Source organism: Streptomyces sp. bgisy100 (genome assembly GCF_057709105.1).
The window spans coordinates 13,701-38,594 of the sequence record NZ_JBYITE010000047.1; the positions used below are offsets into that span (position 1 = coordinate 13,701).

Annotated in this window: 24 protein-coding genes; 9 read left to right on the forward strand and 15 right to left on the reverse strand. The window is 72.7% G+C overall.

Features of this window, described 5'->3' with window-relative positions; genetic code table 11:
* Positions 1-56: 56 nt before the first annotated feature.
* Both AC3EQ1_RS25345 and hisI read right to left on the reverse strand, forming a co-directional pair.
* The gene (locus tag AC3EQ1_RS25345) at positions 57-1,598 is read right to left on the reverse strand and encodes an anthranilate synthase component I (protein WP_432096642.1); all 1,542 of its coding nucleotides are present in this window, start codon (positions 1,596-1,598) and stop codon (positions 57-59) included.
* 80 nt (positions 1,599-1,678) lie between these two features.
* Positions 1,679-2,050 carry a phosphoribosyl-AMP cyclohydrolase gene (gene hisI / locus AC3EQ1_RS25350; RefSeq protein WP_432096643.1) on the reverse strand — a complete coding sequence of 124 codons (372 nt, stop codon included), beginning with the start codon at positions 2,048-2,050 and terminating at the stop codon, positions 1,679-1,681.
* 344 nt (positions 2,051-2,394) lie between these two features.
* On the opposite strand from hisI, the gene AC3EQ1_RS25355 reads away from it, so the two are divergent.
* The 4 genes from AC3EQ1_RS25355 to AC3EQ1_RS25370 all read left to right on the forward strand — a co-directional run bounded on the left by AC3EQ1_RS25355 (position 2,395) and on the right by AC3EQ1_RS25370 (position 5,320).
* On the forward strand, positions 2,395-3,270 hold the full coding sequence (locus AC3EQ1_RS25355; protein ID WP_432096644.1) for a hypothetical protein: 876 nt from the start codon (positions 2,395-2,397) through the stop codon (positions 3,268-3,270).
* A gap of 97 nt (positions 3,271-3,367) precedes the next feature.
* A complete protein-coding gene (locus tag AC3EQ1_RS25360) occupies positions 3,368-4,006 on the forward strand; it encodes a TIGR03085 family metal-binding protein (protein WP_432096645.1) in 639 nt (212 codons plus the stop codon).
* A gap of 254 nt (positions 4,007-4,260) precedes the next feature.
* Positions 4,261-4,770, forward strand: a complete 510-nt coding sequence (locus AC3EQ1_RS25365) for an NUDIX domain-containing protein (RefSeq protein WP_432096646.1) — start codon at positions 4,261-4,263, stop codon at positions 4,768-4,770.
* A gap of 73 nt (positions 4,771-4,843) precedes the next feature.
* Positions 4,844-5,320 (forward strand): hypothetical protein, encoded by a 477-nt coding sequence (locus AC3EQ1_RS25370; protein WP_432096647.1) that lies wholly within the window; start codon positions 4,844-4,846, stop codon positions 5,318-5,320.
* Positions 5,321-5,457: 137 nt separating this feature from the next.
* On the opposite strand, the gene hisF is transcribed toward AC3EQ1_RS25370, so the two are convergent.
* From hisF to hisD, 8 genes are all read right to left on the reverse strand, one after another.
* Positions 5,458-6,228, reverse strand: a complete 771-nt coding sequence (gene hisF, locus AC3EQ1_RS25375) for an imidazole glycerol phosphate synthase subunit HisF (protein WP_432096648.1) — start codon at positions 6,226-6,228, stop codon at positions 5,458-5,460.
* Positions 6,225-6,626, reverse strand: a complete 402-nt coding sequence (locus AC3EQ1_RS25380; protein ID WP_432096649.1) for a RidA family protein — start codon at positions 6,624-6,626, stop codon at positions 6,225-6,227. The genes hisF and AC3EQ1_RS25380 overlap by 4 nt, the downstream gene beginning before the upstream one ends.
* The gene (gene priA / locus AC3EQ1_RS25385) at positions 6,623-7,354 is read right to left on the reverse strand and encodes a bifunctional 1-(5-phosphoribosyl)-5-((5-phosphoribosylamino)methylideneamino)imidazole-4-carboxamide isomerase/phosphoribosylanthranilate isomerase PriA (protein WP_432096650.1); all 732 of its coding nucleotides are present in this window, start codon (positions 7,352-7,354) and stop codon (positions 6,623-6,625) included. Before priA ends, AC3EQ1_RS25380 begins: the two co-directional genes overlap by 4 nt.
* Positions 7,355-7,467: 113 nt before the next feature.
* On the reverse strand, positions 7,468-8,112 hold the full coding sequence (gene hisH / locus AC3EQ1_RS25390) for an imidazole glycerol phosphate synthase subunit HisH (RefSeq protein WP_432096651.1): 645 nt from the start codon (positions 8,110-8,112) through the stop codon (positions 7,468-7,470).
* Complete coding sequence (locus tag AC3EQ1_RS25395; protein ID WP_351512821.1) at positions 8,109-8,276, reverse strand: hypothetical protein; 168 nt, start codon at positions 8,274-8,276, stop codon at positions 8,109-8,111. Before AC3EQ1_RS25395 ends, hisH begins: the two co-directional genes overlap by 4 nt.
* The gene (gene hisB, locus AC3EQ1_RS25400; RefSeq protein WP_351512823.1) at positions 8,273-8,866 is read right to left on the reverse strand and encodes an imidazoleglycerol-phosphate dehydratase HisB; all 594 of its coding nucleotides are present in this window, start codon (positions 8,864-8,866) and stop codon (positions 8,273-8,275) included. Before hisB ends, AC3EQ1_RS25395 begins: the two co-directional genes overlap by 4 nt.
* The gene (locus AC3EQ1_RS25405; protein ID WP_432096652.1) at positions 8,863-9,981 is read right to left on the reverse strand and encodes a histidinol-phosphate transaminase; all 1,119 of its coding nucleotides are present in this window, start codon (positions 9,979-9,981) and stop codon (positions 8,863-8,865) included. Before AC3EQ1_RS25405 ends, hisB begins: the two co-directional genes overlap by 4 nt.
* Positions 9,978-11,339 (reverse strand): histidinol dehydrogenase, encoded by a 1,362-nt coding sequence (hisD, locus tag AC3EQ1_RS25410; RefSeq protein ID WP_432096677.1) that lies wholly within the window; start codon positions 11,337-11,339, stop codon positions 9,978-9,980. The genes AC3EQ1_RS25405 and hisD overlap by 4 nt, the downstream gene beginning before the upstream one ends.
* Before the next feature lie 193 nt (positions 11,340-11,532).
* On the opposite strand from hisD, the gene AC3EQ1_RS25415 reads away from it, so the two are divergent.
* The 4 genes from AC3EQ1_RS25415 (at position 11,533) to ybaK (ending at position 16,362) form a co-directional block, all read left to right on the forward strand.
* Positions 11,533-13,134: an oxidoreductase gene (locus tag AC3EQ1_RS25415; protein WP_432096653.1), complete on the forward strand. Its 1,602-nt coding sequence runs from the start codon at positions 11,533-11,535 to the stop codon at positions 13,132-13,134.
* 273 nt (positions 13,135-13,407) lie between these two features.
* Positions 13,408-14,766: a hypothetical protein gene (locus AC3EQ1_RS25420; RefSeq protein ID WP_432096654.1), complete on the forward strand. Its 1,359-nt coding sequence runs from the start codon at positions 13,408-13,410 to the stop codon at positions 14,764-14,766.
* Between the two features lie 176 nt (positions 14,767-14,942).
* Positions 14,943-15,683 (forward strand): LON peptidase substrate-binding domain-containing protein, encoded by a 741-nt coding sequence (locus AC3EQ1_RS25425; protein WP_432096655.1) that lies wholly within the window; start codon positions 14,943-14,945, stop codon positions 15,681-15,683.
* 181 nt (positions 15,684-15,864) lie between these two features.
* Positions 15,865-16,362 (forward strand): Cys-tRNA(Pro) deacylase, encoded by a 498-nt coding sequence (gene ybaK / locus AC3EQ1_RS25430; RefSeq protein WP_432096656.1) that lies wholly within the window; start codon positions 15,865-15,867, stop codon positions 16,360-16,362.
* Between the two features lie 296 nt (positions 16,363-16,658).
* Here the strand turns inward: ybaK and AC3EQ1_RS25435 are convergent, their stop codons facing one another.
* The 4 genes from AC3EQ1_RS25435 to AC3EQ1_RS25450 form a co-directional block, all read right to left on the reverse strand.
* A complete protein-coding gene (locus AC3EQ1_RS25435) occupies positions 16,659-17,267 on the reverse strand; it encodes a hypothetical protein (protein ID WP_432096657.1) in 609 nt (202 codons plus the stop codon).
* Between the two features lie 59 nt (positions 17,268-17,326).
* Positions 17,327-18,154, reverse strand: a complete 828-nt coding sequence (locus tag AC3EQ1_RS25440; protein ID WP_432096658.1) for an ABC transporter permease — start codon at positions 18,152-18,154, stop codon at positions 17,327-17,329.
* A gap of 55 nt (positions 18,155-18,209) precedes the next feature.
* A complete protein-coding gene (locus AC3EQ1_RS25445; RefSeq protein ID WP_432096659.1) occupies positions 18,210-19,244 on the reverse strand; it encodes an ABC transporter ATP-binding protein in 1,035 nt (344 codons plus the stop codon).
* 70 nt (positions 19,245-19,314) lie between these two features.
* Positions 19,315-20,565, reverse strand: coding sequence for an NYN domain-containing protein (locus tag AC3EQ1_RS25450; protein ID WP_432096660.1), 1,251 nt, complete (start codon positions 20,563-20,565; stop codon positions 19,315-19,317).
* 327 nt (positions 20,566-20,892) lie between these two features.
* On the opposite strand from AC3EQ1_RS25450, the gene AC3EQ1_RS25455 reads away from it, so the two are divergent.
* Entirely contained in the window at positions 20,893-21,063 is a 171-nt protein-coding gene (locus AC3EQ1_RS25455) for a hypothetical protein (RefSeq protein ID WP_432096661.1), read from the forward strand.
* Positions 21,064-21,337: 274 nt separating this feature from the next.
* On the opposite strand, the gene dnaE is transcribed toward AC3EQ1_RS25455, so the two are convergent.
* Positions 21,338-24,880 (reverse strand): DNA polymerase III subunit alpha, encoded by a 3,543-nt coding sequence (dnaE, locus tag AC3EQ1_RS25460; RefSeq protein WP_432096662.1) that lies wholly within the window; start codon positions 24,878-24,880, stop codon positions 21,338-21,340.
* Positions 24,881-24,894: the final 14 nt, after the last annotated feature.

The window sequence follows — 24,894 nt, forward strand, 5'->3', positions numbered from 1 at the left end:
CCGCAGCACGTCGGAGGGCACGGCCCGGGGCAGCCCGCACGGGTGCTTCCGGACCGCTACCGCGCCTCCAGGCCGCCGGCCATCGCGATGGCGCGGAGCACGGCCGCGGCCTTGTTGCGGCACTCGGTGTCCTCCGCGACGGGGTCGGAGTCCGCGACCACGCCCGCTCCCGCCTGGACGTACGCCGTCCCCTCGCGCAGCACGGCGGTACGGATGGCGATCGCGGTGTCGGAGTCCCCGGCGAAGTCGAGGTAGCCGACGCAGCCGCCGTACAGCCCGCGGCGGGTCGGCTCCAGCTCCTCGATGATCTGCATCGCCCGGGGCTTGGGCGCGCCGGAGAGGGTTCCGGCCGGGAAGCAGGCGGTGAGCACGTCGAAGGCGGTCCGCCCCTCCCCCACCCGGCCGACGACGGTCGACACGATGTGCATGACGTGGCTGTAGCGCTCGATGGACATGAAGTCGACGACCTCGACGCTGCCGGGCTCGCAGACCCGCCCCAGGTCGTTGCGGCCGAGGTCGACGAGCATCAGGTGCTCGGCGCGCTCCTTGGGGTCGGCGAGCAGCTCCTCGGCGAGGGCGGCGTCCTCCTGCGGGGTGGCGCCGCGCGGCCGGGTGCCCGCGATGGGATGCACCATCGCGCGGCCGTCCTCGACCTTCACCAGCGCCTCGGGGCTGGACCCGACGACGTCGAAGCCCTCGGCCCCGTCGACGCCGGGGAAGCGGAAGAGGTACATGTACGGGCTGGGGTTGGTGGCGCGCAGCACCCGGTAGACGTCGAGGGCGGACGCGGGGCACGGCGTCTCGAACCGCTGCGAGGGCACCACCTGGAACGCCTCGCCCGCCCGGATGCGCTCCTTGATGTCCTCGACCGCCTCCTGGTAGGCGGGCCCGCCCCAGAGCGCGGAGAACGGGGGCAGCTGCGAGGGCGGCAGCGGCGCGGCGCTCGCGGGCGCGGGCCGCGACAGGTCGGCGGTCATCGCGTCGAGGCGGGCGACCGCGTCCGCGTAGGCCTCGTCCACGCCGGAGTCCAGGGCGTTGTGGTTGATCGCGTTGGCGATCAGCAGGACGGTGCCGTCCCAGTGGTCGAGGACGGCGAGGTCCGAGGTCAGGAGCATGGTCAGCTCGGGCAGCCCGAGGTCGTCCCGGGTGCTGTCCCCGATGCGTTCGAGGCGGCGCACGATGTCGTAGCCGAGGTAGCCGACCATGCCGCCGGTGAAGGGCGGCAGGTGCCCGTCGCCGCCGTCGGCCATCAGGTCGCGGGGGGTGTGCAGGGCCTCGACGGTGGCGCGCAGGGCGTCCAGCGGGTCGCCGCCGGTGGGGACGCCGACGGGCGGGCTGCCCAGCCAGTGCGCCTGCCCGTCCCGGACGGTGAGCGTGGCGGCGCTGTGGACGCCGACGAAGGAGTAGCGGGACCAGGAGCGGCCGTTCTCGGCGGATTCGAGCAGAAACGTGCCGGGGCGCTCCGCCGCGAGTTTGCGGTAGAGGCCGACCGGGGTGTCACCGTCCGCGAGCAGCCTGCGGCTGACGGGGATGACGCGGCGGTCGGCCGCCAGCTTGCGGAAGGTCTCGAGGTCCATCGTGACAGCGCCCGTGCTCATGATCCTGGATCCTAGTTGGCCCGGATCGTGGCCGACGGCCGGACCGTGGCCGACGGCCGGACCGTTGAGCGGAGGCCCTGTCAGACGCGGGGCCCCAGGGGGAGGTCCCCGGCGTCGAAGCAGGTGCGGTCGCCGGTGTGGCAGGCGGCGCCGACCTGGTCGACCTTGACCAGCACGGTGTCGGCGTCGCAGTCCAGGGCCACGGACTTCACGTGCTGGAAGTGGCCGGAGGTGTCGCCCTTGACCCAGTACTCCCCGCGGCTGCGGCTCCAGTAGGTGCAGCGACCGGTGGTGAGCGTGCGGTGCAGCGCCTCGTCGTCCATCCAGCCGAGCATCAGCACTTCGCCGGTGTCGTACTGCTGGGCGACGGCGGGGAAGAGCCCGTCGTCGGTCCGCTTGAGGCGGGCGACGATGGCGGGGTCGAGATCGGAGGGGCGTGCGGTGCTGGACATGCGGTCCATTGTGCCGCGTCGGGCGGCCGGGCTGCGCCGCCGGCCGGTCCGCCCGGCCCCTCCCTGGCCTGTTCACCCCTGCCCGGCGTGTTCGGGCCCCGTCCGACCTGTTCGGCCCCTCCTGCCTGTTCGGCCTGTTCTGCCCCTCCGGCCTGTTCGGCCCGTTCTGCCCCTCCGGCCCGTCCGGCTCCCGGAGTGCGGGGACGGGGCCGGGTGCCGCTCTCGCGGTGCGGCGCCCCGGACCGGCCGGTTCCGTCTGCCGGACACCTCCCGTTCACCGTCAACTCGGCTGGATTCCACGACCCGATGAGCCGGATGTCAGTGCGGTGCGGCATGCTTCCGGCATGACCACTCCGCCCCCGCCGCACGACGCTCCGCACCCCGCCGCGGGTGGCTTCGGGCCGCCGCAGGGCCTCGGATCCGCCCCGGGGCACCGCCCGGCCCAGGGGGCCGGCCAGGGTCCGGGATACGGCCCGGCCCAGGGGAGCGGCCAGGGCCCCGTTTACGGCCCGGCGCAAGGTGGCAGCTTCGGCCCGCCGCAGGCGTACGGCCCGCATCGGAGCGACTACGGCGCCTACCCTCCGCCCGTTCCCGGAGGCACCGGTCCGTCCGGCCCGGGCGGTCCCAACGGGCCGAAGATCGCTGCGATCTTCATCGCGGGCGTGCTGGCGGCAGGGCTGGCCGTGGGCGGCTTTCTGCTCTTCCTGGGCTCGGGCGACCGCGGCGCCGCCGCCGACGCCAAGCCGGACAGCCGCCGCACGGCGGATACGGACCGGCGGCCGGGCGCCCCCGGCGCCGACGGTCAGGCCTCGCCCTCGGCCGCTCCGTCCAGCGCCGCGCCGTCCGCGGGCGATCTGGTCCCGTTCGTCGCGCTCTCCCCGGGCCAGTGCTTCGACCACCCGGCGCTCGACCCGTCCGTCTCCGGGATCGAGACCCGCTCGTGCCGCACGGCGCACGACGGCGAGGTCGTCGCCAACGCCACGCTGAGCGGCGACTTCTCCTCCGAGCGCGGGCTCCAGGAGAAGTCCCTGAAGCTGTGCGAGAAGGCGGTGACCTCCCGGATGAAGACCGTGCCGGAGGACGGCCGGCAGTACTACAGCTACGCGCTCTACCCGTCGCTGCAGACCTACCGCATACGCGACGAGAAGCGGATCTCCTGTGCTCTGACCCTGAGCGACGGGCCCGACGGGAAGAAGATGACCGGCCCGCTGGCGAGCTGAGCCGCGCCCCCTCCGGGCACCGGCACCTCGACACGCCCCCCGGGAGTGCCCGCGCGGCGCCATGGCGGGGCCGGGGTGCCGGTCGTACGCTGGCCGTATGTCGACCCATGCGAAGCGTGAACGTCTGCTCCTCGCTGAACTGTTGGAGTCCGCGGGCCCGGTCGCCCCGACGCTCTGCGAGGGCTGGAACACCCGCGATCTGGCCGCCCACGTGGTGGTGCGCGAGCGCCGTGGTGACGCCGCGGTGGGGATACTGCTGAAGCCCCTCGCCCTGCGACTGGAGCGGGTGCAGGCGGAGTTCGCCGCCAAGCCGTACGAGGAGCTCCTCCACCTGATCCGGACCGGGCCGCCCGCCCTCTCGCCGTACGGCCTGAAGCAGATCGACGAGGCCGCCAACACCGTGGAGTTCTTCATCCACGCCGAGGACGTACGCCGCGCGCAGCCGGACTGGAGCCCGCGGGAGCTGGACCCGGTGTTCTCGGACGCGCTGTGGTCCCGCCTGGAGAAGGTGGCACGGCTGCTGGGCCGCAGGTCCCCGGTCGGCCTCGTGCTCCGCCGCCCCGACGGCCGGACGGCGGTCGCCCACCGCGGCACCCCCGTGGTGACGGTCACCGGGGAGCCGGGCGAGCTGCTGCTGTTCGCCTTCGGCCGCCAGGGGGTGGCCCGGGTGGAACTGGAGGGCGACAAGGAAGCGGTGGCCCGGGCGTACGAGGCGAAGCTGGGCGTGGCGCTCTAGGGGAAAGCCCCCGGCGCGAGCGGGCCGGTCGGCGGAAGCGCCGACCGGCCCTGCGCGTGACCGCCCGGCTCGGCGCCGGGCCGGTTCACCTCCGGAAGGCGGGATCGGCTCGCGGTGGAGGGCTTGCGCCGACTGCTCGAACAGCACCGCAGAAACCACCTGGTGCGGGACTATCTGGTGAGAGTCGAGGACGCGAAGAGAGCCAGAATGCTCTTGTTGGCGGACATCATCACCCCTCCGGGAGGCGCCCCCGCATGAGGCCCACACCTGCCGACCCCGAGGCGTGGAACGCCTATCTCTCCGAGGGCAACGCCACCCAGGCGCGCAAGCGGGTCGCGGCGGACGTGCTGCTGCGTGATGCGACGGGGCGTGTGCTGCTGGTGAATCCCACGTACAAGCCAGGCTGGGATCTGCCGGGTGGCATGGCGGAGGCGAATGAACCCCCGGAGAGCGCAGCGGTGCGAGAGCTTGCCGAGGAACTGGGGCTCGATGTCGTACTACGCGGGCTGCTGGTGGTCGACTGGGTGCCGCCGCACGGGCCGTGGGACGACCAACTCGCTTTCGTTTTCGACGGCGGCACCCTCGTCGGCCACCGGACACAGAGCCTGGTGCCGCACGACGAAGAACTGAGCGAAATCGCATTCGTCTCCCCGGTCAGGGCACGGGAGCTGCTTCCGGAACGGCTGCGTAATCGGCTGGACTCCGCTCTACAAGCCTTGAGTGGCGGACCGATCTACCTGCACGACAGCGGCCCGGCCTGGTAGCACCGTTCGATGACCGCCCGGGGTGAGGGCGATGAGCGCCTTCATGGTGTCCACTTGTAGGAGGGAACCTTCCATGTATGTCGGGATCACCGGTCACCGAGGGCTGAGCAGCGACGTCGAACGACAGGTGCGACGGTTCCTCGCCACGGCCGTCCGCGAATACGACGCCTCCGGTCTGACCGCGGTGTCGTGCATCGCGGACGGGCCGGACTCGTGGCTCGCCGAAGCGGTGCTGGAGCACGGTGGACGACTCGAAATCGTCCTTCCCGCCGAGGAGTACCGGGAAGGGTTGCCCGAGTCCCACTGGCCGCTCTACGACGCCCTGACGAACCGGGCGTCGGTTGTGCACAGCACCGGAATGACCACGTCCGACTCCGCGGCTCACATGGCCGGGAGCGAACTCATGGTCGGCCTCGCGGACGAACTCCTGGCCGTGTGGGACGGCAAGCCCGCCCGCGGCCACGGTGGTACGGCGGATGTGGTGGCCCATGCCGAACGTCACGGTGTGCCGGTGCGGGTGTTGTGGCCCGAGGGCGCTGCACGGGACTGATGCCCGGGAGCCGCGGCCACCTCCCCGCATGACGCCGACGGGACAGCCGCCCCGGACACTGTCCGAGCCGCTGTCCCGTCGGTCGGGCTCAACGCCGCCCCAGGCGTGCCGTGGAAGACGCCACGGCGAAAGCCCCGTCAGCGCACCGGGTGCCCCGCCGCCCGCAGGGTGTTCTTGACCTCGCCGATGTGCAGGTCGCCGAAGTGGAAGACCGACGCGGCGAGGACCGCGTCCGCGCCCGCGGTGACCGCCGGGGCGAAGTCGTCCAGCTTGCCGGCGCCGCCCGAGGCGATGACCGGGATGGTGACGCGGGCGCGGACCGCCTCGATCATCGCGGTGTCGTAGCCGTCCTTGGTGCCGTCCGCGTCCATCGAGTTGAGCAGGATCTCGCCGGCGCCGAGCTCCGCCGCGCGGTGCGCCCACTCGACGGCGTCCAGGCCGGTGCCGCGGCGGCCGCCGTGGGTGGTGACCTCGAAGCCGGAGTCGGTGACCGTGCCCTCCGGGCAGCGGCGGGCGTCCACCGACAGGACGAGGACCTGCCGGCCGAACCGCTCGGCGATCTCCTGGATCAGTTCGGGGCGGGCGATCGCGGCGGTGTTGACGCCGACCTTGTCGGCACCGGCCCGCAGCAGCTTGTCGACGTCGTCCGTGGTGCGGACGCCGCCGCCGACGGTCAGCGGGATGAACACCTGCTCGGCGGTGCGCCGCACCACGTCGTAGGTGGTCTCGCGGTCCCCCGAGGAGGCGGTGATGTCGAGGAAGGTGAGCTCGTCGGCGCCCTCGGCGTCGTACAGCTTCGCCATCTCCACGGGGTCGCCCGCGTCGCGCAGGTTCTGGAAGTTGACGCCCTTGACGACCCGGCCGCCGTCGACGTCCAGGCAGGGAATGACTCGGACCGCGAGGGTCATGAGCTGCTGGCTCCTCTGAATGCTTCTACTTCGACCTCGACCAGCACCCGCGAGTCCACGAAGCCGGAGACCACGACGAGGGTCGCGGCCGGGCGTACGGCGTCGAAGAGCTCCTGGTGGGCGCGGCCGACCGCGTCCACGTCACGGGCGTGGGTGAGGTACATACGGGTGCGGATGACGCTCTCGGCGCCGAGGCCGAACTTCTCCAGCGCGGTCAGCGCGTTGCGGAACGCGGCCTTCGCCTGCTCGTACGGGTCGCCCTCGCCGTGCAGCACTCTGCCGGTGAACGGCATGGTGCCGGAGACGAGGACCCGGTCCCCGGCCGCGACCGCGCGGGCGAAGCCGATCGTCTCCTCCCACGGGCTGTCGGACTGTACTCGCTGCACGGCATCGCTCATCCGGACACTGCCTCCAACGCCTCTTCGAGGGTGAATGCCTTGGCGTAGAGGGCCTTGCCCACGATGGCGCCTTCCACACCCTCGGGCACCAGACCGGCGATGGCCCGCAGGTCGTCGAGGGAGGAGACGCCGCCGGAGGCGACCACCGGCTTGTCGGTGGCGGCGCAGACGTTCTTCAGGAGTTCCAGGTTGGGGCCCTGGAGGGTGCCGTCCTTGGCGATGTCGGTGACGACGTACCGGGCGCAGCCCTCGGAGTCGAGGCGGGCGAGCGTCTCGTAGAGGTCGCCGCCGTCGCGGGTCCAGCCGCGGCCGCGGAGCGTGGTGCCGCGGACGTCCAGGCCCACGGCGATCCGGTCGCCGTACTCGGCGATGACCTTGGCGACCCACTCGGGGGTCTCCAGGGCGGCGGTGCCGAGGTTGACCCGGGTGCAGCCGGTGGCCAGGGCGGCGGCCAGGGTGTTGTCGTCGCGGATGCCGCCGGAGAGTTCCACCTTGATGTCCATGGACTGGGCGACCGCGGCGATCCGCGCCCGGTTGTCGCCGGTGCCGAACGCCGCGTCGAGGTCGACCAGGTGCAGCCACTCGGCACCCGCCCGCTGCCAGGCGAGGGCGGCCTCCAGCGGGTCGCCGTAGGACGTCTCGGAGCCGGACTCGCCGTGCACGAGGCGGACGGCCTGGCCGTCGCGGACGTCGACGGCGGGGAGGAGTTCGAGGCGGTGGGTGCTCATGACGGGACCTTACGGTGAGGGAGGTTGCGGCCGGCGGAGGCGGCCCGCCACGGCCCGGCCGGCCCCGGCTGGTGCGCCGTGGGGGCCGGCGGATCCGCTGCGGGCGCCGGAGGTCATAGCGTGTCGAGCCAGTTGCGCAGGAGCTGCGCGCCGGCGTCGCCGGACTTCTCGGGGTGGAACTGGGTGGCGCACAGCGGGCCGTTCTCGACGGCCGCGACGAACGGTTCGCCATGGGTGGACCAGGTGACCCGGGGGGCGCGCAGGGCGGCGTTCCCCGTCTCGAAGTCCCAGTCGCGCACGGCGTAGGAGTGCACGAAGTAGTAGCGGCTCTCGGCGTCGAGGCCGGCGAAGAGCCGGGAGCCCTCGGCGGGCTTCACGGTGTTCCAGCCCATGTGCGGGACGACGGGGGCGCGCAGCGGCTCGACGGTGCCGGGCCACTCGTCCAGCCCGTCGGTCTCGATGCCGTGCTCGATGCCGCGGGCGAAGAGGATCTGCATGCCGACGCAGATGCCCATCACGGGGCGGCCGCCGGCAAGACGCCGGCCGATGACCCAGTCCCCGCGGGCCTCCTTGAGGCCCGCCATGCAGGCGGCGAAGGCTCCGACGCCGGGGACGAGCAGTCCGTCGGCGGCCATGGCCTTGTCGTAGTCGCGGGTGATCTCGACGTCGGCGCCGGCCCGGGCGAGGGCGCGCTCGGCGGAGCGGACGTTGCCGAAGCCGTAGTCGAAGACGACGACGCTCTTCGCGGTCCCGGTCATGCCCACACCCCCTGGAGCCGCATCACACCGGCGACCAGGCACATCGCCGAGGCGAGGCCGAGGAGCACGATGACGCCCTTGGGCAGCTTCTGCTTGGCGAAGGAGTAGACGCCGCCGAGCAGGAACAGACCGACGATGATGAGGACGGTCGAGAGGGTGTTCACAGAGCGCCCTTGGTCGAGGGGATGATTCCGGCGGCGCGCGGGTCCCGCTCGCAGGCGTAGCGGAGCGCGCGGGCGAGGGCCTTGAACTGGCACTCGACGATGTGGTGGGCGTTGCGCCCGTACGGCACGTGGACGTGCAGGGCGATCTGCGCCTGCGCGACGAACGACTCCAGGATGTGCCGGGTCATGGTGGTGTCGTACTCACCGATCATCGGCGCCATCTTCTCCGGCTCGGTGTGCACCAGGTAGGGGCGGCCGGAGAGGTCGACGGTGACCTGGGCGAGGGACTCGTCCAGCGGGACGGTGCAGTTGCCGAACCGGTAGATGCCGGCCTTGTCGCCGAGGGCCTGCTTGAAGGCGGCGCCGAGGGCGAGGGCGGTGTCCTCGATGGTGTGGTGGCTGTCGATGTGCAGGTCGCCGTCGGTCTTCACGGTGAGGTCGAAGAGGCCGTGGCGGCCGAGCTGGTCGAGCATGTGGTCGTAGAAGCCGACACCGGTCGACACATCGACCTTTCCGGTGCCGTCGAGATCGACCTCGACGAGGACGGAGGTCTCCTTGGTGGCGCGCTCCACGCGGCCGACACGGCTCATCGGTTCTCCTTCGTGCTGCGTTCCTTGATCACCGCGCGTACGGCGTCGAGGAACGCGTCGTTCTCGGCGGGGGTGCCCGCGGTGACCCTCAGCCGTCCGGGGACTCCGTTGTCACGGACCAGCACACCGTGGTCGAGCAGGGCCTGCCAGGCGGCGTGTGCGTCGTCGAATGCGCCGAACTGGACGAAGTTCGCGTCCGAGTCGGTGACCTCGCAGCCCATCGCCCGGAGCTCGGTGACCAGCCGGTCACGCTCGGTCTTGAGCTGCTCGACGTACCCCAGCAGGGTATCGGTGTGTTCGAGCGCCGCGAGCGCGGTGGCCTGGGTGACGGCCGACAGGTGGTACGGCAGCCGGACCAGCTGCACGGCGTCGACGACCGCCGGGTGGGCGGCGAGGTAGCCGAGCCGCAGTCCGGCGGCGCCGAAGGCCTTGGACATGGTGCGGCTGACGACGAGGTTCGGGCGGCCCTCGATCAGCGGCAGCAGCGATTCGCCGTGGCTGAATTCGCCGTAGGCCTCGTCCACCACGACCAGCGAGGGCTTCGCGGCCTGCGCCGCCTCGTACAGGGCGAGCACGGTCCGGGCGTCGACGGCGGTGCCGGTCGGGTTGTTCGGGGAGCAGATGAAGACCACGTCGGGCCGCTGCTCGCCGATGGTCCGGACCGCGGCGTCGACGTCGATGGTGAAGTCGTCGTTCCGGGGCCCGGAGATCCAGCCGGTGCCGGTGCCGCGGGAGATCAGCGCGTGCATCGAGTACGAGGGCTCGAAGCCGATCGCCGTGCGGCCGGGGCCGCCGAAGGTCTGGAGCAGCTGCTGGAGCACCTCGTTGGAGCCGTTGGCGGCCCAGACGTTGGCGGCTTCCACTGGGTGCCCCGCGGTGCGGGTGAGGTAGGCGGCGAGCGCCGTGCGCAGCTCGACCGCGTCCCGGTCGGGGTAGCGGTTGAGGTGCCGGGCGGCCTCGGTGACCCGCTCGCCGATGCGCCGCACCAGCGGCTCGGGGAGCGGGTAGGGGTTCTCGTTGGTGTTCAGGCGTACGGGTACGTCGAGCTGCGGCGCTCCGTACGGGGACTTGCCGCGCAGCTCGTCCCGGATGGGCAGGTCGTCGATCCCGGTCACTTGGCTTGCGGAACCTCTCCGTCACGGGCGGTGCCGGGCTCGCCCCCGGCACCGGGCTTGTCGGTGAAACGTGCCTTGAGGGCCGCGCCGTGCGCGGGCAGGTCCTCGGCCTCGGCGAGGGTCACCACGAGCGGGGTGATCTCGGCGAGGGCGTCGCGGGTGTAGTCCACGACGTGGATGCCGCGCAGGAAGGACTGCACGGACAGGCCGGAGGAGTGGCAGGCGCAGCCGCCGGTGGGCAGCACGTGGTTGCTGCCGGCGCAGTAGTCGCCGAGCGACACCGGGGCGTAGGGGCCGACGAAGATCGCGCCGGCGTTGCGCACCCGGGCGGCGACCGCGGCGGCGTCTGCGGTCTGGATCTCCAGGTGCTCGGCGGCGTAGGCGTCGACCACCCGCAGCCCCTCGTCCACCCCGTCGACCAGCACGATCGCGGACTGCCGGCCCGCCAGGGCCTCGGCGATCCGCTCGCGGTGCTTCGTGGCGGCGACCTGGGTCCGCAGCTCGGTCTCGACGGCTTCGGCCAGCGCGACGGAGTCGGTGACCAGGACGGCGGCGGCCATCGTGTCGTGCTCGGCCTGGCTGATCAGGTCGGCGGCGACGTGCACCGGGTCGGCGGTGGCGTCGGCGAGGACGGCGATCTCGGTCGGCCCGGCCTCGGCGTCGATGCCGATCCGGCCCTTGAGCAGGCGCTTCGCGGCGGCGACATAGATGTTGCCGGGGCCGGTGACCAGGTTGACCGGCCGGCACTCCTCAGTGCCGTAGGCGAACATCGCGATCGCCTGGGCGCCGCCCGCGGCGTACACCTCGTCGACGCCGAGCAGGGCGCAGGCGGCGAGGATCGTGGGGTGCGGCAGGCCGCCGAACTCCCGCTGCGGCGGGGAGGTCACCGCGATGCCCTCGACGCCGGCCTCCTGGGCCGGGACCACGTTCATCACCACGGACGACGGGTAGACGGCGAGGCCGCCCGGGACGTACAGGCCGACCCGCTCCACCGGCACCCAGCGCTCGGTGACAGTGCCGCCGGGGACGACCCGGGTGGTGTGGTCGGTGCGCCGCTGCTCGCGGTGGACCAGCCGGGCCCGCCGGATGGACTCCTCCAGGGCCGCGCGGACCTGCGGGTCCAGCTCCGCCAGGGCGCGGGTGAGCGCCTCGGCCGGAACCCGCACCCGCTCGATCGCCACGCCGTCGAACCGCTGCGCGTAGTCGATCAGTGCCGCGGTGCCGCGATGGCGCACGTCGTCGCAGATCGGGCGCACCTTCTCCAGCGCCGCCTCGACGTCGAACTCGGCGCGGGGCAGGAGATCGCGCAGAGCGGCGCCGTCGGGGAGGGCGTCGCCGCGCAGATCGATTCGGGCCATGGGGAGTGATTGCAGCACGCGGTCAATTGTCTCAGACGCGGTCCGCGGCCCGGCCGCCCGTATCAGTGGCTGATACGAGGCAGGTCTTGATCGTCCCGTAACTCCTGACCGCTAGCGTTCAGCCCGTTACGGAATGGGAATAGGGAGCTTGTACGAGCCGGACCGGCCGTGCGGCGCAGGAAGGGGTGCGGAGGTGTCCGTGCCAGACAACGGCGAGCCACCGGCGGGACTTGAGCTGACCACTGCGGAGTGGGGCATGTGGCAGGCGTTCCGCAACGGCAGCACACACGATCTTCGCACCCGCAATCCCCTCTACGACGATCCGAACGGCGGGCACCCCTGGGGGCCCGACCGCAGCGTCCGGGCCCGGGTGATCGCGCTGCTGCTGCTCTCCGGCCCGGCCGCCCAGCCCGGCCGGGTGGCCTCGCTCAAGCTGACCGGCGCGTACATCACCGGGACCCTGGACCTGTCCGGCGGCACCGTGGAGCCCTACGTCGAGCTGCAGGGCTGCCGCTTCGAGCGGCAGGTGCTGCTGCCGGAGTGCCGCTTCTCGACGCTGCGCCTGGTCAGCTGTTCCATACCCCGGCTGGAGGGGGCCCGGCTGGCCACCGAGGGCGATCTCCATCTGCCGCGCTGCACCGTCCGCAACGGCATCCGGCTCACCGACGCGCACATCGGGACCGATCTGCTGCTCAACCAGCTCACGGTGCACAAGGACCGCAAAGGGCGCGCGCTGGCGGCCGACGGGCTGACCATCGCCCAGGACCTCCAGGCCGAGATGATCGAGGCCTTCGGCGAGATCAGCATGCGCGGGGCGCAGATCGGCGTGTCGCTGAGCCTGCGCGGCAGCCGGCTGCGCAATCCGTACGGGCGGTGGGCGCTGAACGCCCCGCAGCTGACGGTGGAGCGCACCCTGTACATGACGGCGGCGGGGCTGAGCAGCTCGCCGTTCACCACCGGCTCGACACCGCCGTACGGGATCACCAACACCCCGATGCGCGGGACCCGGATGCAGCGCTTCGAGTGCGAGGGCGGCGTCCGGCTGGACGACGGGCGGTTCGGGGACGCGGTCGACTTCTATCAGGCGCGGTTCGTCCTGGAGGCCGACCAGGAGGTGTCGCTGCGCCGCATCCAGACGCCGGAACTGCGGTTCCTGGGCGAGCGGCCGGCGCGCGGCCGGGTGGTGCTCTCCGGCGCCCGGATCGTCAACCTGGTCGACAAGTCGACCAGTTGGCCGGGTCCGGGCGGGCTGTCGATGGCCGGGTTCTCCTACGAGACCCTGATCCCGCGCGGCCACTTCCCGCTGGCCCGGCGGCTGGAGTGGGTGGCGGCGGCGACCCCGGAGTACGCCCCCGAGCCGTACGAGCAGCTGTCGAACGCGCTGCGGGCCTGCGGAGAGGACGCCGAGGCGCGGCAGGTGCTGCTGGCCAAGCAGCGCAGGCGCCGGGAGACCCTCCCGCCGGCCGGGAAGGCGTGGGGATACCTCCAGGACTGGACGGTGGCCTACGGCTACAAGCCGGGGCGGGCGACGGTCTGGATGGCGGTGCTCTGGGCCTGCGGGGCGCTGCTGTTCGCGCGGCATCCGCCCGGGGAGCTCAAGCACGGCGAGTCGCCGCACTGGAACGCCGCGCTGTACGCCCTGGACCTGCTGCTGCCGGTGATCGACCTCGGGCAGGACAGCTACTGGAAGCCGGAGGGGCGGTACCAGTGGGCGGCGGCGATGCTGATCGTGCTCGGCTGGATCCTGGCCACGACGGTGGCGGCGGGGGCGTCGCGGCTGCTGCGGCGCAGTTGAGGGCGGGGGTGCCCGGTCCGGTTGCGGATCACGGCCCCTTTCACTCCTACCGGGAGAAGGCTTCACCCCTGCCGGTGGGAGGCGGCCACGTTCGGGTGACTTTTACCCGGCCTTGGCCATTCCGCGGGCAACCTTTCTGCTGATATCGAAGCGTCACCCAATCGCGCTGACACGGCTCCGACCTGCGGTTTCAATAAATGAGCGGCGTGAGTCCTGCCGCCTACAGCCGGAGGCTCCATGGTCTTCCTCCGCGCCCTGATCAGTACTGCGCGCATGATCCGCCACACACCGGCGCTGGCCGCCGGTCTGACGCCGGACGACGAGGTGCTGCTCGACGCGCCCGACGAACGGCTCGCCCCTGCCGTCGCCGACGCCGCCCGCGGCGACCACCGGGCGGCCGCCGCCCTGCTCGCCGCCACCCGGGAGGCCGGTGAGTGGGAGTCCCGCGACCGCTACGCGGGCCGGCTGGCGGTGTTCGCCCAGTCCCGGTCCGACTGGCTGACGGACTGGGTGGCCGCCGCGCCGCGCGACCCGGACGCGTTACTCCTGCGGGCGGAGCTGGCCGTCCGGGAGGCGTGGCGGCGGCCGTGCCGCGCGGCGGAGCTGCGGCAGGCCGCACCGCTCATCGACGCCGCCGCCGAGGCCGGTCCCCGCGACCCGGTGCCCTGGCGGATCGCGCTGGACCACGCCCGCGGCACCGACGCGGCGCGCGCGGACTTCGAGGTGCTGTGGAAGGAGGCCGTCTCGCGGTCGCCGCACCACTACGGCTGCCATGTCGCGGCGCTCCAGTGGTCCGGCTCGTCGGCGGCCGGCTTCGCGTTCGCCGAACGGGCGGCGGAGCAGGCGCTGCCGGGCTCCCTGCTGCACGCGCTGCCGCTCCGGGCGGCGTTCCCGGTGCTGGCCGGGGAGGGGGCCGCGCCGGGCGGCCGGATCGAGACCACGGCGGCCGGGTGCTGCCCGGACACCGGCGGGGACGGTGAAGCGTGGCTGCGCTCCGCGTGGTTCCGGTCCGCGACCGCGGCACGGCCGGAGCCCGGACCGGCCGGCGCGCGGTGGGCGGACCCGGTGAGCGGAGTGCCGACGGGCGGGGTTCCGGGAAGCGGAGTGCCGGGGAGCTGGCACGACGGCGACGGTGACAGGGACGGCCCGACGGACGGCGGTCCCGGCGCGGGCGACCCAGCCGGGCCGGGTGGCGCGGAGGGCCCGGGTGGCCCGGGTGGCCCGGGTGGCGCCGGCGGTCCGGGTGGGGCCGGCGGTCCGGGTGATGCGGACGGCTCGTGGGAAGCGGACGGTCCGGGTGACGTGCCGTGGGACGGCGCCTCGACCGACGACTGGATCGACGCCGCCACCGACCGGGCCATCGGGCTGTCCGCCCGCTACGCGTCCGGCGACCCCTGGCCGGCCGAGGTCCGCAACCTGCTCGCCTACGCCCTCGTCGCCCGGGGCCGCTGGGCCGAGGCACTGGAGGAGTTCCGCCGGATCGGCCCGTTCGCGACCGCGTTTCCCTGGAGCCATGTCTCCAACGATCCCCTCGGCCAGTTCCTCGATCTGCGCGACGGTGTCCGGATCCAGCTGGCCACGACGCTGCCGCTGCGACGGCGGCCCGGCAGCGCCGACGGCCCCGGCCATTAGGGGGTCCCTGCGCTGTGCGCGTCCGATGAGGTCGCGGGTCCGGTGCCGTGCGTCGCATGGCACCCGAGCGTCCTGGCAGCGGAGCCACCAGGACTGTTCGGCCACGCGGCGAGGTGCGGCACCGGACCGCGCGACCCGGGCGGGCCCAGTGCAAGGACCCCTTAGGCTTGGCCGTTGTGACCATCGCACGCCTGCCGCTCTTCCCGCTGAACTCGGTGCTGTTCCCGGGCCTCGTCCTGCCGCTGAACATCTTCGAGGAGCGGTATCGCGCCATGATGCGCGACCTGTTGAAACTCGACGAGGACGCGCCGCGCCGGTTCGCGGTGGTGGCGATCCGCGACGGCCGTGAAGTCGCCCCCAGCGCTCCGGGCATGCCGGACGCCACCGCGCTGCCGGAGCGCGGCCCGGCGGCAGGCTTCGGGGAGGACCCGATCCAGGCCTTCCACCGGATCGGCTGCGTCGCGGACGCGGCCACCATCCGGGAGAAGGAGGACGGCGGCTTCGACGTCCTGGCCACCGGCACCACCCGGTTCCGGCTGACGTCGGTGGACGCCTCGGGCCCTTATCTGGTGGGCGAGTTGGAGTCGGTCCCCGAGGAACAGGGCGAGGGCGCGGGCGCGCTCGCCTCCGGCGTCCTGCGGGCCTTCCGCACGTACCAGAAGCGGCTGGCCGGGGCGAACGAGCGGTCGCTGAGCACCGAGCAGGAGCTGCCGGACGAGCCGTCGGTGCTGTCGTACCTGGTCGCCGCGGCGGCGGTGCTCGACACCCCGGCCAAGCAGGAGCTGCTGGAGGCACCCGACACCGCGGAGCGGCTGCGGAAGGAGCTGCGGATGCTGCGCGCGGAGAGCTCCATGATCCGCAACATCCCGTCACTGCCCGCGGCGGATCTGACCCGCAAGCCGACCAGCCCCAACTGAACCGCGGCCGCACCACCGGGCCCCACTGAACGACGGCCGCACCACCGGCCCGGCCGCACCGCCGGACCCCCACTGAACGACGGCTGAGCGACCGGCCCGGCCGACCGACGGCCCGACCCGAACGACCCACCCGAACGACCCACCCGAACGACCGGCCCGACCGAACGGAGGCGCCCGCACCGTGGCGAAGAAGAAGCAGAAGCAGTCGGGCGGCACCCCCGCCACCGTCGCCCTGACCGCGGCGGGCCGGGAGTTCACGGTGCACTCCTACGAGCACGACCCCGCCGCCCCCTCGTACGGCGAGGAGGCGGCACAGGCGATGGGCGTGGAGCCGACGCGGGTGTTCAAGACCCTGCTCGCGGAGGTCGACGGCGCGCTGACGGTGGCGATCGTGCCGGTCGCCGGGTCGCTCGACCTGAAGGCGCTGGCGTCGGCGGCGGGCGGCAAGCGGGCGGTGATGGCGGACCCGGCGGCGGCCGAGCGGGCCACCGGCTACGTCCGGGGCGGCATCTCGCCCCTGGGGCAGCGGCGGAAGCTGCCGACGGTGCTGGACGCCTCCGCCGCGGAGCACGCCACGGTCTGCGTCTCGGCGGGCCGCCGGGGCCTGGAGATCGAGCTCTCCCCCGCCGACCTCGCGGCCCTCACGGAGGCCGTGACCGCGCCGATCGGCCGCGACTGACACGTCCCGAGCTGTACTGACCCCGTCCTGCGTAAGGGCGGGGCCGAGCCTCAGCATCGCCGGGCCGCAGGCATCACCGGGGCGCGGGGCCCGGGCCTCAGGCATCACCGGGGCGCGGGGCCCGGGCCGCGGACTTCGCCGGGGCTGCGCGCCGGCCGCGGGCATCGCCGGGCACCGGCAGCGATGACGGAAACGGGCCGTGGACGGCCCACGATGCCCGTGCCCGGCCGCCGGGCCGGGCACGGGTGCGCGCCGCCCGGCGGTCCGGAGGGCAGGGCCTCAGTACCCCATCGGGCTCAGTACCCCATCGGGTGCGTGGGCTCCGGGTCACGCGGCCCGAACAGTGCGGTCATCGCCAGGTGCACCAGTGCGCCGGCGATCGGCCACGCCAGCAGCGCGCCCTTCGCCTGCAGCTCCAGTGGGGAGTCGAAGACGGCGCCCTTGCCGAGCGCCCGGGCCTGTTCGACGGCGTCCGCCGGGCCGAGCCAGGCGCCCAGCTGCCAGGCGACGACGGAGCCGAGCAGTCCGCCGACCGCCATCCCCACCACGAGCGGGATGCCGCCGCGCCGGAAGAGCCAGAAGACCACAAGGGCGCTCAGCGCGCCGAACCCCAGGCCGAGCAGCACGAACGTGCCGTCCGCGCCGATCGCTTCCTCGCTCTCGGGGTTCTTGACGTAGACGGCCTTGCCGTCCGTGAAGAGCGGGATGCGGGGCGCCAGCCAGAGCCAGAGCAGCCCCAGCAGGACGCCGGCGACGGCGAGGCCCAGGGCGACGAGCGCGGCCCGCCGCACCTCGGTTCCCAGCGGTTCCGCGTCCGCGGAACCGTCCGGTCCGCCGACGCCGGTCTCCGGCGGGTGCCAACCGCCGGGCGGGGGTGGTTCATGCGGTGTCATCGGTGCGCTCACACCGCCATCGTGCCAGGCCGGAGGGGTGGCGGGCGTCGCAGGAGGGAGGTCCGGGCGGGTCACCGGACGGCCGCCCGGCGGTAGGCCCAGGTGGCGACGGCCAGCGAGGCCACTCCCACGGCCGCGCAGACGGCGAGATCGCCGCCGACGGCCGCCCAGTCCGGCTGCGCGTCGAAGGCCCGGGCCAGCGCCTCGACTCCGTAGGTGGAGGGCAGGAGATCCCGGACCCACATCACCGGGCCGGGCAGGTGGGTGGCGGGCAGCACCCCGAGGAGGAGCGCCGCGGACATCCCCAACTGCCCAAGCAGCGTGGCGAGTTCCTGGCGCGGCGCGAGCAGGCCGAGAGCGGCGCCGAGACCGGCCAGGGCGGCTCCGGCGAGCGGGATCACCGCGGCCAGCACCCAGAGGTTCGTCAGCGGCAGCTGGAAGAGCGCGCTGCCCACCACCGCCGTGACGACCGTCCCGGGCACGGTGAACGAGGCGTACGCGCCCGCCGCGCCGAGCACCACCGCGGCGGGCGGCACCGGGAGGGTGGCGTAGTGGTCGAGGCCGCCGCTCGCGCGGAGCTGGCCGAAGTACTGGGCGAGCAGGTTGAGCGCGACGAAGGCCACCACCAGCACGCTGGACCCGGCGACGACCGCCCGGGCCTCGGCGCCGCCGTCGACCACACCGCGCATCAGCACCATGATCCCGACGCTCTGGAAGGTGGCCACGAAGAGCAGCGGGATCCGGGCCACCCGGGCCCGGGACAGCTGGGCCCGGTAGACGGCGGCCAGCGCGGGCAGCAGCCGGGCGCGCGACCCGAGCGGCACGGCGCCGCTGTCGTCGGACGACGCCCTCCCCGCCCGCGCCCGGACGGACACGGCCTCCGCAGGCACGACACTCACGTTGCGCTGCTCCTGTTCCTTGCGGTCTGCCGGACGGCACGGGCGACGGCGCCGGTCATCCCTTCACCAGGCCTTCCGTGCGGCCGCCCAGCGCCAGGTAGACATCCTCCAGGCTGGGCGTGACGAGGGTGAAATCGTCGAGTGCCGCGAACGCCGAACCCCCGGTGACGGCGGCCACGGCGGCCCGTGCCTCGTCGGTGGAGAGCCGCAGCACCCAGCGGCGGCCCGCCTCCCGCGCGGACGCCCGCAGCGCGGCCACCTCGGGCACCTCCAGCGGGGCGCGGTCCCGCCAGACCAGCTCCAGCCGCACCTCGTCGGCGACGAGGGCCTTGAGCCCGCCCGGTGTGTCGCAGGCGATGACCTTGCCGCGCTCCAGCACCGCGACCCGGTCGAGGACGGTCTCCGCCTCGATGACGTTGTGGGTGACGAGCAGCACGGTCGCGCCGCGCTCGGCCCGCCGCCGGTCCACGGCGGCCCAGACGGCCCGCCGGGCGACGGGGTCCATGCCGGTCGTCGGCTCGTCCAGGACGAGCACCGGGCGTTCGCCCACCAGGGCAGCGGCGAAGCACGCGAGCCGCCGCTGACCGCCGGAGAGCTTCTTGAGCGGACGGCCGGCGATCTCGGTGAGGCCCAGCTCCTCCAGGACGGCGTCCCGTTCGGCGCGGGCCGAGCGGCTGTCCAGGCCGCGCAGCCGCCCGGTGGTCTCGGCCGCGAGCGCGACCGTCAGCTCGTCGAGGGCGCTGGACTCCTGCCCGAGGTAGCCGACCAGCCGCGCGGCCCGGTCGGGGTGCCGGACCAGGTCGTGGCCGAGCACCCGGACGGTGCCCTCGTCGGGCCGCATCAGTCCGGTGAGCTGGCGGACGAGGGTGGACTTGCCGGCCCCGTTCGGACCGAGCAGACCGAAGATCTCGCCGCGGTGGATGTCGAGGGTGATGCCGTCGCTGGCGCGGACGGCCGGAGCGGCGGGCCGGCCCCGGCGGGCCCGCGCCGCGGGATAGGTCTTGATCAAGCCGCGCACCGAGCACGCGGGCGCGGCGTCCGCCGCTCCGGCCCCGTTGCCGTGCCCTGCCTGTGCTGTGCCCGTCCTCACGAGCATTGAGGGTACGCGTCCGGACCGGCGCTCCGGCCGTCGGGGGCGATTCGTCCGCCCCGTGCGGGTTTCAGTCCCCGGGCGCGCCGCGGTCCGCGGCGGTGCGCGTGTCGACCTCGCGCCAGAATCCCGCGCGGATCGCGTAGCGGTCGTGCTCGTCGATCTGGTCGTCCTTGTGGGCGAGCAGGCCGAAGCGCGCGGCGTAGCGGAGCAGCTCGCCGTCGATCCGGTGCGGGATCCGCGGGTACTCCCGGGAGACCTGCTGGAGGTGGGATCCGGTGGACAGCCGCTCGGTCCAGCGCCGGGCGAAGACCTGCCCCACCTCGAAGGGGTCGCCGCTGACGGCGGTGATGTCCTCCTCGCGGTCCGCCCAGCGCTGCTCGGCGCTGGTGAGCTGGGCGAGGGTGGGGAGGGCGGCGCTCTCGGGGGATTCGGCCGGGCCGCCGCGTTCGACCCAGCCCTTGTCGGAGGACCAGCGCAGGGTGGCCCCGGTGGGCTGCTGGGGCGGGTGCGCGGCCTGACCGGCGTGGGCGCGGCCGAGCCCGGCCAGGTCCTTGGGGGTGGGTACGCCCCGTACTCCGGCGGGCTCGGCCATGTGCGGACCGGGGGACGGGGGCGCGGCGGAGGGCGCTCCGGCCGAGGAGCCGTTGACGGAGGGCGCCTCGACGGCGCCGGCCCGGCTGCCGGAGGCGGCGGCCTCGGGCAGCGGCGCGGAGAGGATCGCGGCGATCTCCGGGCCGGGGGCGGGCTGCGTGGGGCAGCCGCCGTAGAGGTCCTTGGCGCGGACGGCCCGGGTGATCCACTCCCGGTCCAGGACGCGGCGCTCGTCGGCCTCGGCGACGAGGTCCTCGGACTGGTTGTAGTCGCCGTCGGCGGCCTGGACGGCCCACAGGTGGACGGCGACGCCGTGCTCCTTGGCGTCCATCAGCCCGGGCAGCAGATCGCCGTCGCCGGTGACCAGCACGATGTCGGAACAGGCCCGGTTGCGGGCGAGTTCGGTGAGTTCGGCGTGCATGGCGGCGTCGACGCCCTTCTGCGCCCAGCGGCCGTCGCTGCGGGTCAGGGCGCCCAGCCGGACGGTCACCCGAGGCATGACACGCAGCCTGCGGTGGTCCGGCTGCGGCACGCGGTCGGGGGCGCCGTCGAACCAGTAGATGCGCAGCAGGGGGCGTTCGGTGTCGGCCTCGGCGCGCTCCCGCAGCCCCTGGATGAGCGCGGCGTGGTCCACCGTGATCCGGGACCGGGCGGGTTCCCCGGCGAGGAGGCTCGCGGCGGCGCCCAACAGGTAGCCGGCGTCCACCAGGACGACGCAGCGGTCCACGTTGCACCCTCTTTCGTGAGTCCGTCGCCCCCGGTAACGGCAATGCTGGGTTTTCCTTCGAGTCTGCCCGACCCCGCGGGCCTTATCAGTGGGAACTCGATCATCGGCGTGGCGGATCGGGGTCCGGCAGGCCCAGCGGCCCTTTTCACTCAGGGTAATTGTCCGACATGCGTTCATTGTCGGGGCGTGCGAGCGTGGATGCGCGAAGGGGTCCTTGCGCAATGAGCGTCGCCCCGGGCGGGCACGGCGCAAGGCCCCCTCAGCAGCCCCCGGCGTCCCGCCGGGCCGCAGGCCAGGTCCAGAGATCCCCCGACAGGAGGCACGATCATGGCCAGGAACAAGAACCGAGAACGCCGCCGGGAGCCGCAGCGCGGCGGTGCCGCGGAGGGCGGCGAGCAGCAGGCGGGCGGCCCCGCCGACGCCCAGGACCGGCAGCCGCAGCCGACCCCGGCGGACATGCCCAGCCGGAAGAGCCAGAAGCGCTTCGGCCACAACTGACCTCCGGCGCCGGACGCGAGGACGCACAAGGGGGCGCGCCCCATACCGGGCGCGCCCCTTCGTTGTCTCAGCGTCTGCGTCCGCGTCGTCGAGTTCCGGGCCGGCTTCCCTGTCTCCGCGCCGTTGCATCCGCGTCGTTGCATCGGGGCGGGCCCTTCCGGCAGGGCCCCGGCGGACGGGTCGCCGACAACGCGCCGTCCGGCGGACCGGCCCCAGCACGACGGGCCACGGCCGACTCGGGGACGACGGCGGGAACGAAATGCCCGCGCGGTCCTCAGCCGGCCAGGCAGGCCGGTCCGAGCAGCACCTTGAGATCGCCGAAGAGCGCCGGATCGGCGGTGACCCGGTGCCGGTCGAGCCGGAGCACGGTGGTCTTGCGGGCCCCCTGGAGGCGGATCCGCACCTCGGTGGAGCCCCGGTGGTGGGTGAGGACCTCACCGAGCTTCTCCACCAGCGGCGGGGTGACCTTCACCGTCGGAATAGTGATCGTCACCGGCGCGTTGGCGGAGGCCTCCGACAGGTCGGGGACCATCAGCTCCATGGCGACGAGCCGGGGGACGTCCTCCCGCTTGTCCAGGCGCCCCTTGACGAAGACGACCGTGTCCTCGACGAGCTGGGTCGACACCAGCTGGTAGGTGGCGGGGAAGAACATGCAGTCGATCGAGCCCGCCAGGTCCTCGACGGTGGCGATGGCCCAGGCGTTGCCCTGCTTGGTCATCTTCCGCTGCAGACCGGAGATGATGCCGCCGATGGTCACGATCGCGCCGTCGGAGTGCTCACCTCCGGTGAGCTGGGAGATCGCCGCGTCGGCCTTGTCGTTCAGCACGTGCTCGATGCCGAACAGCGGGTGGTCGGAGACGTAGAGGCCGAGCATCTCGCGCTCCTGCGCCAGCAGATACGCCTTGTCCCACTCGATGTCGGAGAACTCGACGTCGAGCCCGAAGCCGGGGCCGTCGTCCGCCGAGTCGTCGCCCATGCCGCCGAAGAGGTCGAACTGGCCCTCGGCCTCCTTGCGCTTGACCTGGACCACGTTGTCGATCATCGGCTCGTAGTGCGCGGTGAGCCCCTTGCGGGTGTGGCCCATCTCGTCGAAGGCGCCCGCCTTGATCAGCGATTCGACGGTCCGCTTGTTGCAGACGACGGCCTCGACCTTGTCCAGGAAGTCGGGGAACGAGGTGTACTTCCCCTTCGACTTGCGGCAGCGGATGATCGAGTCGACCACGTTCTGACCGACGTTCCGCACCGCGGTCAGACCGAACAGGATGACGTCGTCGCCCTGGGCGGCGAAGTTCGCCTCGGACTCGTTGACGTTGGGCGGGAGCACCTTGATGCCCATGCGGCGGCACTCGTTGAGGTAGATCGCCGACTTGTCCTTGTCGTCGCGCACCGAGGTGAGCAGCGCCGACATGTACTCGGCCGGGTAGTTGGCCTTGAGGTAGGCGGTCCAGTAGGTGACCAGCCCGTACGCCGAGGAGTGCGCCTTGTTGAACGCGTATCCGGCGAACGGGACCAGCACGTCCCACACGGCCTGGATGGCCTCGTCCGAGAAGCCCTTGTCCCGCGCGCCCTTCTGGAAGTTGACGAACTCGGCGTCGAGGACTTCCTTCTTCTTCTTGCCCATCGCCCGGCGCAGCAGGTCGGCCTGGCCGAGCGAGTAGCCCGCGAGCACCTGGGCGGCCTTCTGCACCTGCTCCTGGTACACGATGAGGCCGTGGGTGATGTCGAGGACCTCCTTCAGGGGCTCCTCGAGCTCGGGGTGGATCGGGGTGATCTCCTGCTGGCCGTTCTTCCGCAGGGCGTAGTTGATGTGCGAGTTCATGCCCATCGGGCCCGGCCGGTACAGGGCCGAGACCGCGGAAATGTCCTCGAAGTTGTCGGGCTTCATCATGCGCAGCAGGGAGCGCATGGGGCCGCCGTCGAACTGGAAGACGCCGAGGGTGTCACCACGGCAGAGCAGTTCGTAGGTCGTGGGGTCGTCCAGCGGCAGGTCGAGCAGTTTGAGGTCGATGCCCTTGTTGGCGCGGACCATCTTGACCGCGTCGTCCATGATGGTGAGGTTCCGCAGGCCCAGGAAGTCCATCTTGAGCAGGCCGAGCGACTCACAGGTGGGGTAGTCCCACTGGGTGATGGTGACGCCGTCGGAGTGCCGCACCCAGACCGGGATGTGGTCGGTGAGCGTCTCGCTGGACATGATCACGCCCGCGGCGTGCACACCCATCTGCCGGACCAGGCCCTCCACGCCGCGCGCGGTGTCGATGACCTTCTTGACGTCCGGCTCGTTCTCGTACATCCCCCGGATCTCGCCCGCCTCGCTGTAGCGGGGATGCGAGGAGTCGGTGATGCCGGAGAGCGAGATGCCCTTGCCGAGGACGTCCGCGGGCATGGCCTTGGTGAGCCGGTCGCCCATCGCGTACGGGTACCCCAGCACCCGCGCGGAGTCCTTGATCGCGTTCTTGGCCTTGATGGTGCCGTAGGTACCGATCATGCAGACCTTGTCGGCGCCGTACTTCTCGGTGACGTACCGGATCACCTCGGAGCGCCGGCGCTCGTCGAAGTCGATGTCGACATCGGGCATGGAGACGCGCTCGGGGTTGAGGAACCGCTCGAAGATCAGCCCGTGCTCGATCGGGTCGAGGTCGGTGATGCCCATGGCGTACGAGACGATCGAACCGGCCGCGGAGCCACGGCCCGGGCCCACCGCGATCCCGTTGTTCTTCGCCCACATGATGAAGTCGGCGACGACGAGGAAGTACCCGGGGAACCCCATCTGGATGATGATGTCCATCTCGTACTCGACCAGCGACTGCCGGTCCTCGGGCACCCCGCCGGGGAAGCGGCGGGCCATGCCCCGCTTGACCTCCTCGCGGAACCAGGTGACCTCGGTGTAGCCCTCGGGTACGTCGAAGCGCGGCATCAGGTCGCGCTTGTCGAACCAGCCGTCGGTGTCGATCTGCTGCGCCACCAGCAGGGTGTTGGCGCAGCCCTCCTGCCAGGCGTCGGAGGAGTCGACGGCGTACATCTCGTCGGTGGACTTGAGGTAGTAACCGGTGCCGTCGAACCGGAAGCGGTCCGGGTCGGAGAGGTTCTTACCGGTCTGGATGCACAGCAGCGCGTCGTGGGCGCTCGACTCGTGCGAGTAGGTGTAGTGCGAGTCATTGGTGACCAGCGGCGGGATGCCGAGCTTCTTGCCGATCTCCAGCAGACCGTCCCGGACCCGGCGCTCGATCTCGATGCCGTGGTCCATCAGCTCCAGGAAGTACCGCTCCTTGCCGAAGATCTCCTGGTACTCGGCGGCGGCCTTCAGGGCCTCCTCGTCCTGGCCGAGCCGGAGCCTGGTCTGCACCTCGCCGGACGGGCAGCCGGTGGACGCGATCAGGCCCTCGGCGTGCTCGGCGATGACCTCTTTGTCCATCCGGGGCCACTTCGTCAGCCAGCCCTCCTTGTAGGCGTCGGAGGAGAGCCGGAAGAGGTTGTGCAGTCCGGTGCTGTTCGCCGCCCAGATGGTCTTGTGCGTGTATCCACCGGAACCGGACACATCGTCCCGCTTCTGGTACGGCTGGCCCCACTGGATGCGCCGCTTGTTCCGCCGGGACTCGGGGGCGACGTACGCCTCGATCCCGATGATCGGCGTGACGCCGGCCGCGGTCGCCTGCTGGAAGAAGTCGTACGCTCCGTGCAGGTTTCCGTGGTCCGTCATCGCGATATGGGTCATGTCCATTTCGTTGCACGCCTTGAACATGTCCTTGAGCCGCGCGGCACCGTCCAGCAGCGAGTACTGGGTGTGGACGTGCAGGTGCGTGAAAGGCGGCTTGGCCACGGCGGAGGACCTCC

Excerpts from the sequence above, each read along its gene's own strand:
- AC3EQ1_RS25345 (WP_432096642.1), bottom strand. The coding sequence starts at position 1,598 with ATGAGCACGGGCGCTGTCACGATGGACCTCGAGACCTTCCGCAAGCTG.
- hisI (WP_432096643.1), bottom strand. The coding sequence starts at position 2,050 with ATGTCCAGCACCGCACGCCCCTCCGATCTCGACCCCGCCATCGTCGCC.
- AC3EQ1_RS25355 (WP_432096644.1), top strand. The coding sequence starts at position 2,395 with ATGACCACTCCGCCCCCGCCGCACGACGCTCCGCACCCCGCCGCGGGT.
- AC3EQ1_RS25360 (WP_432096645.1), top strand. The coding sequence starts at position 3,368 with ATGTCGACCCATGCGAAGCGTGAACGTCTGCTCCTCGCTGAACTGTTG.
- AC3EQ1_RS25365 (WP_432096646.1), top strand. The coding sequence starts at position 4,261 with ATGAGGCCCACACCTGCCGACCCCGAGGCGTGGAACGCCTATCTCTCC.
- AC3EQ1_RS25370 (WP_432096647.1), top strand. The coding sequence starts at position 4,844 with ATGTATGTCGGGATCACCGGTCACCGAGGGCTGAGCAGCGACGTCGAA.
- hisF (WP_432096648.1), bottom strand. The coding sequence starts at position 6,228 with ATGACCCTCGCGGTCCGAGTCATTCCCTGCCTGGACGTCGACGGCGGC.
- AC3EQ1_RS25380 (WP_432096649.1), bottom strand. The coding sequence starts at position 6,626 with ATGAGCGATGCCGTGCAGCGAGTACAGTCCGACAGCCCGTGGGAGGAG.
- priA (WP_432096650.1), bottom strand. The coding sequence starts at position 7,354 with ATGAGCACCCACCGCCTCGAACTCCTCCCCGCCGTCGACGTCCGCGAC.
- hisH (WP_432096651.1), bottom strand. The coding sequence starts at position 8,112 with ATGACCGGGACCGCGAAGAGCGTCGTCGTCTTCGACTACGGCTTCGGC.
- hisB (WP_351512823.1), bottom strand. The coding sequence starts at position 8,866 with ATGAGCCGTGTCGGCCGCGTGGAGCGCGCCACCAAGGAGACCTCCGTC.
- hisD (WP_432096677.1), bottom strand. The coding sequence starts at position 11,339 with ATGGCCCGAATCGATCTGCGCGGCGACGCCCTCCCCGACGGCGCCGCT.
- AC3EQ1_RS25420 (WP_432096654.1), top strand. The coding sequence starts at position 13,408 with ATGATCCGCCACACACCGGCGCTGGCCGCCGGTCTGACGCCGGACGAC.
- AC3EQ1_RS25455 (WP_432096661.1), top strand. The coding sequence starts at position 20,893 with ATGGCCAGGAACAAGAACCGAGAACGCCGCCGGGAGCCGCAGCGCGGC.